14 protein-coding genes are annotated in these 13,435 nt (G+C 62.4%); 3 read left to right on the forward strand and 11 right to left on the reverse strand.

The annotated features are described in order from the left end of the window. Positions 1-4 precede the first annotated feature (4 nt). The gene (locus JQ629_RS23055) at positions 5-1,144 is read right to left on the reverse strand and encodes an FAS1-like dehydratase domain-containing protein (protein WP_212414600.1); all 1,140 of its coding nucleotides are present in this window, start codon (positions 1,142-1,144) and stop codon (positions 5-7) included. 29 nt (positions 1,145-1,173) lie between these two features. Further along, positions 1,174-2,733, reverse strand: a complete 1,560-nt coding sequence (locus tag JQ629_RS23060; RefSeq protein WP_212414601.1) for an acetate--CoA ligase — start codon at positions 2,731-2,733, stop codon at positions 1,174-1,176. A 111-nt stretch (positions 2,734-2,844) separates the two neighbouring features. Between JQ629_RS23060 and JQ629_RS23065 the strand changes: the two genes are divergently transcribed. Then, positions 2,845-3,621, forward strand: a complete 777-nt coding sequence (locus JQ629_RS23065) for an IclR family transcriptional regulator (protein WP_212414602.1) — start codon at positions 2,845-2,847, stop codon at positions 3,619-3,621. An 11-nt stretch (positions 3,622-3,632) separates the two neighbouring features. On the opposite strand, the gene JQ629_RS23070 is transcribed toward JQ629_RS23065, so the two are convergent. The 4 genes from JQ629_RS23070 to JQ629_RS23085 form a co-directional block, all read right to left on the reverse strand. Then, a complete protein-coding gene (locus JQ629_RS23070; RefSeq protein WP_212414603.1) occupies positions 3,633-4,556 on the reverse strand; it encodes an NAD(P)-dependent oxidoreductase in 924 nt (307 codons plus the stop codon). Between the two features lie 56 nt (positions 4,557-4,612). After that, positions 4,613-4,966, reverse strand: a complete 354-nt coding sequence (locus tag JQ629_RS37575) for a Rieske (2Fe-2S) protein (RefSeq protein WP_212414604.1) — start codon at positions 4,964-4,966, stop codon at positions 4,613-4,615. A gap of 85 nt (positions 4,967-5,051) precedes the next feature. Next, the gene (locus JQ629_RS23080) at positions 5,052-6,152 is read right to left on the reverse strand and encodes an amidohydrolase family protein (RefSeq protein ID WP_212414605.1); all 1,101 of its coding nucleotides are present in this window, start codon (positions 6,150-6,152) and stop codon (positions 5,052-5,054) included. Positions 6,153-6,218: 66 nt separating this feature from the next. Next, positions 6,219-7,193 carry a Bug family tripartite tricarboxylate transporter substrate binding protein gene (locus JQ629_RS23085; protein WP_212414606.1) on the reverse strand — a complete coding sequence of 325 codons (975 nt, stop codon included), beginning with the start codon at positions 7,191-7,193 and terminating at the stop codon, positions 6,219-6,221. Positions 7,194-7,410: 217 nt separating this feature from the next. Here JQ629_RS23085 and JQ629_RS23090 point away from each other — a divergent pair, with 217 nt between their 5' ends. Then, positions 7,411-8,310, forward strand: coding sequence for a LysR family transcriptional regulator (locus JQ629_RS23090; RefSeq protein ID WP_212032738.1), 900 nt, complete (start codon positions 7,411-7,413; stop codon positions 8,308-8,310). 48 nt (positions 8,311-8,358) lie between these two features. On the opposite strand, the gene JQ629_RS23095 is transcribed toward JQ629_RS23090, so the two are convergent. The 3 genes from JQ629_RS23095 to JQ629_RS23105 all read right to left on the reverse strand — a co-directional run bounded on the left by JQ629_RS23095 (position 8,359) and on the right by JQ629_RS23105 (position 10,949). After that, the gene (locus tag JQ629_RS23095) at positions 8,359-9,570 is read right to left on the reverse strand and encodes an adenylate/guanylate cyclase domain-containing protein (protein WP_212414607.1); all 1,212 of its coding nucleotides are present in this window, start codon (positions 9,568-9,570) and stop codon (positions 8,359-8,361) included. Between the two features lie 65 nt (positions 9,571-9,635). Further along, positions 9,636-10,301, reverse strand: coding sequence for a DUF3313 domain-containing protein (locus JQ629_RS23100; RefSeq protein ID WP_212414608.1), 666 nt, complete (start codon positions 10,299-10,301; stop codon positions 9,636-9,638). A 75-nt stretch (positions 10,302-10,376) separates the two neighbouring features. Then, positions 10,377-10,949: a DUF2147 domain-containing protein gene (locus tag JQ629_RS23105; RefSeq protein WP_212414609.1), complete on the reverse strand. Its 573-nt coding sequence runs from the start codon at positions 10,947-10,949 to the stop codon at positions 10,377-10,379. A gap of 210 nt (positions 10,950-11,159) precedes the next feature. On the opposite strand from JQ629_RS23105, the gene JQ629_RS23110 reads away from it, so the two are divergent. Further along, positions 11,160-11,834, forward strand: coding sequence for a TetR/AcrR family transcriptional regulator (locus JQ629_RS23110; RefSeq protein ID WP_212414610.1), 675 nt, complete (start codon positions 11,160-11,162; stop codon positions 11,832-11,834). A 1-nt stretch (position 11,835) separates the two neighbouring features. Here JQ629_RS23110 and JQ629_RS23115 read toward each other — a convergent pair whose 3' ends face one another. Both JQ629_RS23115 and JQ629_RS23120 read right to left on the reverse strand, forming a co-directional pair. Further along, positions 11,836-12,393, reverse strand: a complete 558-nt coding sequence (locus JQ629_RS23115) for a DinB family protein (RefSeq protein WP_212414611.1) — start codon at positions 12,391-12,393, stop codon at positions 11,836-11,838. A gap of 23 nt (positions 12,394-12,416) precedes the next feature. Beyond that, positions 12,417-13,382, reverse strand: coding sequence for a VOC family protein (locus tag JQ629_RS23120; RefSeq protein ID WP_212414612.1), 966 nt, complete (start codon positions 13,380-13,382; stop codon positions 12,417-12,419). Positions 13,383-13,435 lie beyond the last annotated feature (53 nt).

Here is a 13,435-nt window from a genome sequence, read left to right on the forward strand (position 1 = left end):
GCTATCAGGAACGGCTTGGCAATTCCACGATGCCGGTCCCCAGCACCGATACTTCATTGTCCTGGTTGTAGGCTTCCTGCTCGATCTCGACGAGGTGACGTCCGCCCTCGACGAACTTGCGCTTCACCTTGCCCTTGATGAACAGCATGTCGCCCTCGGGATTGTGCCGGCGGATCTTGCAGGTCGCGCGGCGCAGGAAACCATCGTCGCCCATCCAGTTGGTGAGGTGATGGGTCAGCCAGGAGCAGCGTTCCGGACCGTAATCGTAGGCGCCGGGCGCGCCGACTTCGAGCGCGAACTCCTCTTCCCAATGCACGCGCTCGGGACAATCAGGAATGTTGAAGCGGTTGGGAATGCCGAGACCGCGATGGGCGTCCTGCAGCTTCCAGGCGAGCTTGTTGGCGCGGATATAGAGGCCGCCCCAACCCTGCGCATAGGCGATGAAGCCGGTGACCGTCATCGGTCCCTTGAACATCACGGGCAGCGCCTCACCCTCGGTGACGTCCTGCCAGTAGCGCTTGCGCGAACCCTGAATCCGCTCCTCGGCATAGAGCTTGTAGGCCTCGGCCAGTTCCTGCTCGCTGTAACGGCGCGGCGCGCGGGCCTTGACCTCCTTGTACTTGGTGCCCTGCTCGCGCGCGTGGTCGCGCTCGGTGCGGAAGCACCAGCTATCCGCCTCGGCGACGAGGTCGCCCTGCTGGTTGAAGAAATCGACATGATAGGTCTGCTGGATCGCGCGGCCGGCGAAACGCGTCTGATGCTCGACGAGGTCCTTCAGCTTGGCCTCGGTCGAAATCACGTCGTTGCGATGGACCGCCTTGTGCCAGGTCCAGTCGGCGCCCGACCACATCGCGTGGACGCCGGGCAAACCGCCGACGTAACCCGACACGATGCGGCTGGTCGAGAACAGGAAGCTCGGCAGCGCGATGATGCCTCCATGGTTGGTCTTGGCGGCGTAATCAGGGTCGCACCACAGCGGATTGTCGTCGCCGATGCCGTGCGCGTAGTGGCGGATGTTGTCGCGCGTCGCCTCGTAGCACCATGGCTCGGCGGTGACGCCGATCGAGACGCCGATGCGCTTGCGCAGATCGTCGAGGCCGTCCTCGGTGATCTTCGGAAATCTGGTTTCAACGGTATCGAGCATGTGACGTTCCTTCCTTCAGGCTCTTGCCTCTATCTCGCTTCTGATTTCGTGATGGCCTGCTCGCGGTCGCGCAGCACCTTGCGGTTGACCTTGCCGGCCGGCGTCTTCGGCAGTTCGGTGACGAAACTGACGACGCGCGGATATTCGTGATGGCTGAGGCGCTGGCGCACGACGTCCTGGATCTCGTGCTGGAACGCCTCATCGCCAGCCCGGTCGGTGACGACGAAGGCTTTGACGACTTGTCCGCGCAGCGGATCGGCGACGCCGATCGCGGCGGCCTCGCGGACCTGCGGATGCTTGAGGATCGCATCCTCGATTTCGACGGCGCTCATGGTCCAGCCGGCGGAGATGATCACATCGTCGGCGCGGCCGCCGTGATAGAAGTAACCGTCCTCGTCGATGCGGCCGAGATCCTTGGTCGCGATCCACTGCCCGTGGCGCCAGACCTTCAGTTCGCCGGCGACGCCGGGCGGGCATTGCCGGCCCTCGGCATCGTGGACCTCGACGCGCCCGCCGGGAATCGGTTTACCCAATGAACCGGGCTTGACGACGAAATCGCCGGCGCCGGGATAGCTCACCAGGATCACGCCGATCTCGGTGGTGCCGTACATGCTGCAGGCCGGCCGGCCAAAAATGTCCTCGACGAACGAAGCCGTTTCGCTGTCGATCGGCTCGCCGGTGAAGGACAGTTTCTCGATGGCGTAGCGATAATTCGGCGCCGCGCCGGAATTCCGCATCATGCGATAATGCGTGGCGGCCGCCGAGATGTTGGTGAACTGGTGCTGTTGCAGCGCCGCCAGCAGCCGCTCCGGATTGAACTTGCCGGCATAGGCGCCAATGGTGATGCCGAGCGCCAGCGGCGCCAGCGTGCCGTGCCAGAGACCATGGCCCCAAGCCGGCGACGAGGGACAGATGAAACGATCGCCGGGGCGCAAACCGGTGCCGTACAGCGCCGCCACCATCAGCGTCACGATCGCACGATGGGTGTGCTTGACCGCTTCGGGAAGCTCGCGCGTCGTCCCCGACGTATATTGGAAGAGCGCCAGCGCGTCGGCCGCCGTGTTGGGCGTAAAGTGCGGTGAGAAGCGCTCAAGTCCTTTCAGGAACGCATCGTCGGCGACCACGATTTTTGCTTCCATGCCGTCCAGGCTTGGCGCCTTTTCGGCGTTCGTCACAATCAGTCGCGGCGTGCAGTCGTTGACGCGCAGCTTGACGCCATCGGGTCCGAACAGCGTGAACAAGGGCACGGCGACGGCGCCCGCCTTCATCGTGCCGAACACCGCCACGTAGAACGCGCGCGATGGCTCGAGCATGATCGCCACGCGATCGCCGGGCTTGACGCCCTCGTCTTCCAGATAATGGGCGAAGCGCGACGAGGCTTCCGAGATCTCGCGAAAGCTCAACAGTTCATCCGGCCCGTCGGCGTGAACGACAATCACCGCCGGATTGGACCGCCCGGCATGCCGGTCGATGCATTCATGGGCGATGTTCAGGCGTTCGCGATTGCCCGCGAATAGTTCCCAGAGTCTGGCGGAGGAAAATTCCGCCTGCGCATCCGCGTAGCTCGTGAAGTAGGTCAGCTTGGTCATGGCGGCAAAATACCGAAGACAAACTGATTGTCAAATAGCGTTTTTAATTGTATATATACAATCACTGTCGCTACGTTGTTGCAGCGCAATCATTGTTGTACAGAGACAATCATGCCGAATCCCAAAGCCCCACGAGTCCGCGCGGTACCTGCCGTCACCCGCGCCATCGCCATTCTGCGGCTGCTCAGCCGCAGCCGTTCGCCGCAAAGCCTCAAGGCGATTGCGGAGAGTCTCGAACTGGTGCCCAGCACCGCGCTGCACATCGCGCGCGCGCTCGTTGCCGAAGACCTGCTGCAGGTCGATCCTTTGACCAAGCGCTACAGGCTCGGTGTCGGCATGCTGCCGCTGGCGCGCGCCGTGCTCGAGAACAGCGACTTTCCGAACCTGGTGCGGCCGAAGCTGGATGATCTCTCACACCGCTACGGCGTCATGGCGATCGGCGTCGAAGTGCCCGACCTCGACAACATGATCGTGATCGCCCTTGCCCGCAGCCAGGCGCCGGTGCGCCTGCATGTCGATGTCGGGAGCCGGTTTCCCGCGCTGATCAGCGCCACGGGGCGATGCGTCGCCGCCTTTTGCGGGCAACCGCAGAAGGAGATCGAGAAGCGATTTCGCCTGCTGCGCTGGCACAATGCGCCGAGCTACGAATCCTGGCGCAAGGAAGTCGAGCTGGTACGCCGTCAGGGATTCAGTATCGATCGCGGCAATTACATCGACGGCGTCACCATCGTGGCGGTGCCGGTTCTGAACAGCCAGGGCACGATCTCGCACACCATCGCGGCCGTCGGCCTCGGCAGCCAGCTCGATCGTGCACGCTCGCTGGCGCTGGCGAACGACATGGGCGTCGCCGCGCGCGAGGTCGCCGCACAGCTGCCGCCGCAGTTCTGACGTTTCGATCGTTACTGTTCAGCCTCATTCAGAACCATGGGCGGAGAACGCACCTCCACGCCGGCCCATCGCTCGAATGGGCGCACCATGCTGGTGAAATCGGATTCGGGACCGAACATCGCCTGCGTGATGCCGAGAACATGCCGGATCGCGCTGCCGACCGGTGTCGGGACGCCGAGCGCTTCCGCTTCATCGAGGCAGAGCTTCACATCCTTGAAAGCCAAGGCCGTCGAGAAGCCGAAATCGAACGTGCCCGGCAACACCGACCGGGGAAACTTGTCCAGTGTTGCGGTATTCCTGCCGCTGCTCGCGTTGAACACCTCGCACATGATCTTTGGGTCCAAGCCGCCCTTGACGCCGAATACGAAAGCTTCCGATGAAATCGCGATCGCGCAGGCGGCGAGCAAGTTGTTTGCAAGCTTCATGGTTTGCGCGGCGCCCGGAATTTCGCTGACGAAGATCGGCTTGCCAAATACCGTCAGCAAATCCTGCAGCTGTTCGTAGGCTATGGCCGGGCAGGATACCATCAGCGCCAGCGTGCCGTTGCGCGCGCCGGCCAGACCGCCGCTCACCGGGCAATCCACCGCCGTAATGCCTTTACTGGCGAGGCCTTCGGCGACGATGCGGGCGATCCGGGGTCCTGTCGTCGATAGATCGACAAACAATTTTGTCGTGGCGCTCTCCACAATGCCACCCGGCCCGAGCGCAACCTCGCGCACGACGTCCGGCGTCGGCAGGCTCGCAAATACAATTTCCGCCTGCGCGGCGAGATCAGCCAAGGCGTTAGCGCGCATGGCGCCGGCCTTCACCAATGGCGCCACTGCACGGTCGTTCGCATCGAACACGATCAGAGGATGGCCTCCTTCGATCAGGCGCGCTGCCATCAACCCGCCCATTTTGCCGACGCCGGCAAAGCCCAATCTTGGATTAGTCATTATCACTCCTGATCTGTGTCTTGCTCAAACAGCGACGTCGCCGATCACGCAAGCCGTCAAACGTCCACGTAAACAGCGCCCTCCTTCACCGTGACCGGATACAGGACGAGCTTCTTGTTGCTGTGGCCGCACAGGGTGCGGCCGGTGTTCAGATCGAACTCCCAGCCGTGCCACGGACATTGGAGGATCCGGTCATCCATGCCGAAAACGAACGTACCGGGATCGCTAGGCAGCATCGTTCCCTTGAACGAGCCTCTGCATACCGGTGCACCCTTGTGAGGGCAGACATTCCGCACCGCATGGACCCTGCCGTTTGACTTGATGAGGCCGATCGACCGTCCAGCCACGGTGAAGACCATGGGTGTCGCGTCCTTCAACTGATCCAGTTGCGCGACCAGATGTAAACTCACCTTACCCTCCGTCGATAGCACTTTTGTTTGACGCGTTTTCTTCGCGCGAACCGGTACCCACTTCGCTTGAAAGCACCATGGCCGCTCAAGCCAAATTGAAGAGGTCAGCGGCATTCTGAAAGAATATCCGCTGCCGCAGCGCTGTTGGAATTCCCGGTAACGTGAGACGGGGAAAGTCATTATCCCAGTGCGGATAGTCGGTGCTGAACACCAGCGTGCGATCGGCATGGATCATCTCAAGGATGCTGGTCAGGTATTCCGGCTTCTCCGGCTCCTCCATCGGCTGCGACGTGAACCGCACATGGTTGAGCACGGTCTCGCTCGGCTTCACCTTCACCCACGGCACTTCCTTGCGGAACTGATGCCAGTTCTGATCCATCCGCCACAGGAAATGTGGAAGCCAGCTGAATCCGAACTCTGCCGCGAGCAGCTTCAGCCCGGGAAACCGATAGAACACGCCTTCGAAAATCATGCTGTTGATGCTGGACATCCCGATTTCCGGGAAATTCGTATGGCGCTCGATATACGTGCTCGGCGTGCCTCCCGCGAAGGCCACCGCCGTTGGGAAGCCACCCTCTGTTCCCGTGGGGTGGATAAGGATCGGCAGCCTCAGGCTCTCGGCCGCCTCATAGATCGGGTAGTAGTGCCGCTGCCCCATCAGGATGTTGAGCAGCGGCATATAGACCGCAACCACGTTCGGCAGATGGCCGATGCGGCGGATTTCGGCCGCTGCGGCCAGCGGATCATGCGCGGCGACGACCATGGCCAGCTTGTAGCGGTCGTCGACGGTAACGAACTCGCTCAGAAAATATTCGTTGAAGGCGGTCGCGAGCGCTACCGCCTCATTCGCGGTGGGAATCGCCGCAAGCTTGCCAGCCTGTATCGATGACAGCACCGCGTGGCTGATATTGTGCTTGTCGAGATGTTCTTCCTTCATGAACACCGGATCGGAGCCGGGCTCGCCGCCTGACGGCGTGATGGCGTCGATACGGTTGGAAGATGCCCTCGCCAGCGGCGGACGCAGCCAATGGTTCGGCAGTACGTAACGGCCGTCGAAATGCTCCCACCAGTCGCGTGACAGGTATTTCTTCAGTCCCTTGATGTCGCCGTTGATCCAGGGATGCACGTCGGCATCGATGATCTTCTCGCGCACCTTGACGTCGTCTCTTGTCAGCGTTTCGGACATATCAAACCTCAGTCAGGCCGCGTTCGCGACCAACACATCGGGCGCGTGAGCCGCGGGTGAATCGGCCTAGTTCGCCTTGACGCCTGCCGCCTTCACCGTCTTTGCCCATTTCGCGATATCTTTTGCGAGCAGATTGCGAAATTGCTCCGGCGAACTGATCAGCGGCGTTCCTCCCTGCTTGGCCAGCACTTCGAGGACGTCAGGCGCCTTTTGTATCTCGGCGAGATCGGCGCTGATCTTGCTTACGACCGACGGTGGAAGACCCGCCGGACCAAAGATCCCCCACCACGGACTGACATCGAAATCCTTGACGCCGCCTTCGGCAATCGTCGGCGTGTCCGGCGAAATAGCTGCACGTTTGCCGCTGCTGACGGCGAGCGCGCGCACCAATCCCTGCTGGACCGAAGCGATAACCGACGGCGCGCTGGCAAAGGCCGAATCGAGGTGACCGCCGATCACGTCCGAGATGGCTTGCGGCGCACCCTTGTACGGCACATGGGTAATACGAATACCAGCCTCGACCTGCAGCATTTCGCCAAGCAGATGATTGACCGAGCCGTTGCCGGCCGAGCCGTAGTTCATCTTGCCGGGATCGGTGCGCGCCAGAGCAAGAAATTCCTGGAACGTCTTCGCCTGCACCTTTTGGCCGACAATCAGGAGAAACGGCGTCGTTGCGATGGTGCCGATCGGCGTGAAGTCCTTGATGGAATCGAACGGCAGGTTCTCGTAAAGACTGGGGTTGATCGCCTGCGAGCCTTCGTAGGTCACCAGCAGCGTGTATCCGTCTGCGGGCGCCTTCGCGACCGACTCGGTGCCGATCACCCCTCCGGCGCCTGCGCGATTTTCGATCACGACCGGCTGCTTCCAGTGCTCGCTGAGCTTCTGTCCGATGGTGCGCGCAAATGTGTCGGTGGCACCGCCGGGCGATTGCGGTACGACGATGCGGACCAGCCTGGTCGGAAAGTCTTCCGCCATGAGGCATGACGGCCAGAGAGCCCATGCAGCGGCGACTCCTGCGATCAGCGAACGAACCACCTTCATGCGTTGCTCCCACTGGTAGCTATCGTCTTGAGTCTTCCGCATGAGCACGTAGGCTCGACGCTTTTTCTTGTTCAGGGTCCACCCACCAGTCACCCGCGACGGCGGCCGAACAGCCTGACTAGCGAAATCATAGACATCGGCCTATGATCAATCTATCGAGATTATCTGATCGATTATTCAGGTTTCTTGATTTAACGTTTCCGCACGGGAACAGCGAATGACAAACGTCAACTTCAAGCTGCTGCACATCTTCATCGCGATCGCCGACAACAAGAGCTTTCGGCAGGCCTCGGAAAAGCTGAACCGGTCGCAATCCGCGGTCAGCATGCAGGTCAAGCAGCTCGAGGAACAGGTCGGTGTGGCCTTGTTTCACCGGACAACCCGACGGGTCGAATTGACTGCTGAAGGGCTGAAGTTACTGACGTTCGCTCGGCGCGCATTGGGCGAATGGGAGAATGGCCTTCGAGAAGTTCGCGAAGCCGTCGACATCCAGCGGGGAACGCTGTCGTTCGCGTGCATCCCCACCATCGCAGCGACAATACTGCCGCACGCGCTGCACGCCTTCCAGGCGAGCTATCCCGGGATAAGTATCAGTCTCCGCGAACTTGCCGCTGCAGACTTGATCGAGTGCATTCGCCGCAGAGAAGTCGACTTCGGAATAGGGGTCGAGATGGAACGCTCGACCGAATTCCGGTTTGATAGCCTGTTCGAAGACCCGATTTATGCGATCGCGACAAAGAGCTTTCGGTTTCGGCGGCGTACGTCGGTCGACCTGACCGAACTCTGTGCCTATCCGGTGTTGCTCAACTCCAGGTCGGCGGCCTTGCGCATCATGCTCGACCGGGCCTTGGCCGTTCGCGATCTGCACATGGAGATCAAATTCGAGGTGGCGCACACGCACACCCTGATCGCGCTTGCAGGCGCTGGAATGGGGGTCGGCATCCTGCCGAAAATCGCTTTGCCAAGCCCGCTTAGGAAAAACCTGCAGGCCGCTCCCATAGCGAACCCCGGGTTGACGCGCACCGTGTCTATCGTGACTTTGAGAGGCCAGTCTTTATCACCCGCCGCACGCGCGCTCACAGGCGAAATTCAGAAACTTCTCAAGAGGCAGACCTAGATTTTTGCAAAAATCCGGCCGCGGTGAACAGAAGCTGCTCGAACCTTGTCATGCTGCCGGCGCCCAGATCTGCTGCCTGCGCTCAAGTCCGCGCAGGGCAAACGTGCCGACCAGTTGCAGCGGACGGGCGCAACGTTCGGCGAACGTATCGGAGACCAGCACAGGGCGGCCTGCGTCGTCGCACAGTTCCTCGATACGGCTGGCTTCGTTCACCGCCCGGCCGATCACCGTGAAGTCGAGCCGCCGGCTGGTTCCGACATTGCCGTAGACCACCTGACCGAAGTGCAAGGCCAGATGGACCTCCAATTGCGGCAGTCCCGCCTGGCGACGTCGCTCATTCAATGCACGGTTGGATGCCAGCGCCCAGTCCGCGGCATCCAGCGCAACGCCACAGGTCGCGCATGGCTGATTCTCCGGATCCGACACCGGAAAGATCGCCAGGAAGCCGTCTCCCATGAATTTCAGGATTTCGCCGCCGCAGCGCGTGACGGGCTCGCCAATGGCATCGAAGTGCTCGTCCAGCCAACCGACGACCTTCACGGGATCGTCCTGATCCGTGAGGGTCGTGAAGCCGCGGAAATCGGCCAGCAGGATCGCGGCGGCAACCGTCTTGCCTTCACCGCGGCGAATATTGCCTTCGAGAACCCGCGTGCTCGTCTCCGAGCCGAGATAGGTCGCGAGCGCTTCCTGCAATGTCCGCGACAGGCTGAGTTTGCAGATGGCAAGCCCGAGCGAGGGAAGCACTTCGTCCAGCACAGCCATGTCGTCGTCGCTGAAACCGGACGGCGCGTCGGTCGCGAACGAAATGGCGACGCCTTTCAGAGCCGTTCCCGGCGCGAACCAGATCAGATGCAGGACATAATCGGTGCCGCCTTCCGCGCGCAGGTCGAGAAGTTCGGGAACAGCGCTTGCGGCATTCGGATCAGCTCCGAGACGCCATCGGGCGAAGCTCCGGCCGTCGGCCAGCAACGCGTGGAGCGGACTACGTTCGAAGGCGCCAAAATCCTCGTCGCCATAGCTTGCGGAGGCCAGCGATGCGCCGCGGTCGCTGTGCCAGTCGAAGCTGAACCCGCGCACGGACGGATCGAGCGCGTTGGTCACCACGCTCATGCGCCAGAGCGGCAGCCCCTGATCGCGCAAGGCCTTGCAGAAGCCGTCGAGCAAAGCGACGCCGTCATCCAGTACCGTCGCTTGTTCGGTGATCCAGCGAACGATCTGCCGGGTGCACGGCTTCTTGCGGCTATGACTTCCAACGATCATCTGAGGATCCGCGGAGCGCCGGGGCTGTTGGGCGAATGAGGGAAGCGCGCCGATACGACTTGGCATCATTGGAATTGCGCCATCAGCGCTTCGGCGCCCTTGTCGATCCCGGCCTCTGCCGCCGTCAGCCGTCCCACGCTGGCCTTGACGTCATACGGGCTCGGATATTGCTTGGTGACGAAGGCGCTGAGCAGGCGTGACGTTCCGGCGTCGAAGATTTCGACGGCATAGACGACCGAGCCTGTCAGCGATCCCTCCCCGTCACGCGCGGTCTGCACGCCGTTATAGACCAGGCCGGCAACATCGAACCGCGACAGCGTGCCGAGCACCGGCGTGTTGGCGACGGCCCCCGTCAGCGTCAACCGCACGCGCAACGTGTTTGGGCCGCGCTGACTTGTAAGCGTGAAGCGGCCGCCCAGCTCTTTCGTGAACCGCGTCCGCATATAGTTCGCGAGCGTGGTCTTGTCGGTTCCGGACAGCTCGCCGAATTGCTGGTCCGGTCCCCGGTAGATCACGACCGGATCGAGCATCACCTTGTTGTAGGGGCGCCAGTCCACGTCGGTCGAGTAGCGATACGGAATTCGCCCGGACGGATCGGATGGATTTGGCGCGAGATAGGACGACGAAGCCACTTCCGAATAAGGGATCGGCGTCACGCTGGCGCATCCGCTCAAGGCAGCAGCAAGGGTCAGGGCCGCCAGACGGCGGTCCGCTCGCGAGAGGGCAGACATTTCAAACTCCAGTTTGGATATGTTGGGTAAGCGTCAGCGAATCAGATCGAAACGGCGCGAATTGAATCGCCGGTTCTATTTTGCGGCTCTTGCCATTGTCGGTGGGTTCGCCTGCGCCCACTCCCTGTCCGCCCTGGGTCCGGTGGGATCGCCGGTCATACCGACCAACTGGCCGGGCAAGGCATTCGTGGTCTGGGTCCAGGTCTGGGTGGCGCACAGAATCGACAGCATGCAGCCGGTGACGTTGAGGTCCCTGGCGCCGCGCGATAGCGAGATTTCGTAGCTTTTGCCGTTCTCGGCATTGTAGATCTGACCGTTGAAACGTCCTTCAGCGACGGGCTTGAGACCCAGGATCAGCTGGTGACCGAGAAGCGGCCGCGACCGCTTCGCGGGGTCCGGATTGTTCTGATCCTTCAGCGGCTGCCCGTTCGCGTCCACCGGCTCCTTCATCCAGACGATAAAGCCGCAAACCTGCTCCAGCCTGGCGCCGCAGCGCTCGATGCGAACGCGCGCGCGGCCGTCTTGCGTAAGCCAGGTGCCGCTTGGATCGGCCGCACCCGCGGCGTTGCCGGGCCCCGCGATCAGTATCTGAAAGAGTGCGAGCGCGGTGCGCAGTATCGTCCGGGAAACCAACGTCAGCAGCTTCATTTCCAGTTCCTTTCGGGGGACGCAGGCGCAGGTTTCCGTTCGCCCCGAAACGGCTGCCGCCGCCCGAAACGCCCTGCGCGATTAATCAAACGATACAGTACTATTATACACTTCCGTAGCCGAGCGCAAGCCGTTATGAGAAGGATCTGACGATGCGACCGCGCTGCCGGACAGGCCGCGCGGGCAAATGCCCCGGAGAGAACCAGCTAGATGAATGTCACCAAGGCCAAGCCGGCCAAGACCGTGCGACGACACAGCGGACGGCCGACCAAGGAACAGGCCGGACAGATCGCCGGGCAGCTTGTCGACGTGGCGACACGGCTGTTCCTGGAATCGAGTTTTGAGGCGGTCAGCATCGATCTCATCGCGGCGACGGCGCGGGTCTCGAAGCAGACCTTCTACGCCCGCTTCGCTTCCAAGGAAGAGTTGTTTGCGGCCGTCGTCCGCAAGGCGATGAATGATCTTCTGGTACCGGCCGTCTCCGAATCCAATCGGGACGAGCCGATCGAAGCGACCCTGATCCGAATCGGCGTCGAACTCTCGAAACGCGCGCTGGCACCGGCGGCGATCGCGATGGACCGGCTCATCACCTCAGAAGCGCATCAATTCCCGGAACTGGCCCTCACCTATCACGAGAACGCCATCTACGTGCGAGGGCTGATCGCCGACATTTTCTCCAATGCCATGCGCGACGGCCAGATCCGATCAACGACGGATGAGCGTTTCGCCGCCGAGCAATTCCTCTACGCGGTGGTCGATGGCCCCGCCCGCAGCGCGATCCTCAGCGGCAAGACCGTCAGGCCAGAAAAGGAGCTGCGTGAGCGCGTCACGGCCGCGGTCCAGTTGTTTCTGGATGGATGCCGCGACGGGACAACGCGGCGGTAACTCAGCGGCGCCAGATTTTATCCTCGCTCCAGCCAAGCTCTGCAAATTCCGCTGCGCGCAACGGCGCCTCTTCCGCGGCAAAGAACTCGTCGAGCTGCGGCGGCTTGACACCGGTCGCGCTCAACATCGCATGAGCCTGGCCGCGATGATGAATCTGATGCTGGAACAGATGCAGCAGCAGCCGGTCCATCCGCTCATGCTGGATGCGACTGCCGCGGTGGACGTTGACGATGCGATCGAGATCTTCAGCGCCGAGGCGCTCGACAAAGGCAATCAACCAGCGGTCCATCTCGCCTTGCGCGTCGCGGAGAATGCTGACGGTTTCGCACGGCTCCTCGTTGGCCCAGGCCGCCGGCCCCAATGTGCCGCCTTCCAGGGCGTCGATGTAAAAGCGGTCGATGATCAGGATGTGATTGAGGGTGGCGCGCAGGCTTGGAAAGAAGCCGGTGCGCGGCGCGGTGAAATCCGACTGCGAGAGCGTGGCACAGGCGGTCAGCAGGCGATGATTGGCCCAGCCATTATTGTAGGCCATGGTACGGAAAGGCAGTACGGCATCCATCGTATCTGCTCCCGCCTGACGGCTCAGACCTTGACGAGGCGCACGCGCGTGCCCCAGGGATCGGCGGCCTCGAGGCCACCAGCAACAGACGCGACCTGAACGCCGGCCTGACGCAGGCGCTCTTCCTTCGCCGCGAACAAATCCGGCTTCTCGATTTCCAGCGAGAACCAGGCAAGGCCGGTGGCCGCGTCGTCACGGCGGCCGGCACCGGCGCTTTGCCAGACGTTGAGACCGAGATGGTGATGGTAGCGCCCGGAGGACAGGAACGCGGCGCCGCTGCGCGCCCGCGTCGGATCGAAGCCGAGCGTGCCGCGGTAGAAGCCGTCGGCCTTGGCGAGATCGCCGACGCGCAGATGCATGTGGCCGATGCGCAAGCCGTCGGGCGCCTTGGCGTAATCGCTGACATTGGTATTGGTGAGCGAGACGAGATTGTCGATATCGAGCTGGTCGGTTCCCATCGTCACGGTGCCCTCGCTCCATTGCCAGAGCGAGGGATCGCGATCGGCATAGACCTCGATGCCATTGCCTTCGGGGTCGTCGAGATAGACGGATTCGCTGACGCGGTGATCGGCAAAGCCCGACAGCGGCACGCGGTGGATCGCGGCATTGACCAGCCAGCGCGCGAGATCCTTGCGCGTCGGCATCAGGAAGGCGGTGTGATAGAGGCCGGCTGCGTTGCGGGCTTCGTTCGCGGCATCCGGACGCGCTTCGAGCGCCAATAGCTTGACCCCGCCGGCGCCGAGCACCGCGCCGGTGGCCGAGCGTTCCATCACGGCAAGCCCGAGCACGTCGCGGTAATAGTCCGCCACCACATCGAGCTTGCGGACCCGGATCGTCACCATGCCGATCCGCATCGGCGTGCGGTTGGCGAAAGTCGGCCCGCCGCCGCTACCACCCTGCTCGGCGTGCGCCGCGGCCGCGGCGGCCGCCGCGAGTGAGGAGGCGCCGGCGAGATGCAGCAAGGTGCGACGGGTCATATCGAGGTTCATGGTGAGCGCGTTACCTGTTTTCGGACGGGAATGACGGCGGTCTATCATATTTT

The organism is Bradyrhizobium sp. AUGA SZCCT0222 (assembly GCF_018130205.1).
GTDB lineage: Bacteria > Pseudomonadota > Alphaproteobacteria > Rhizobiales > Xanthobacteraceae > Bradyrhizobium.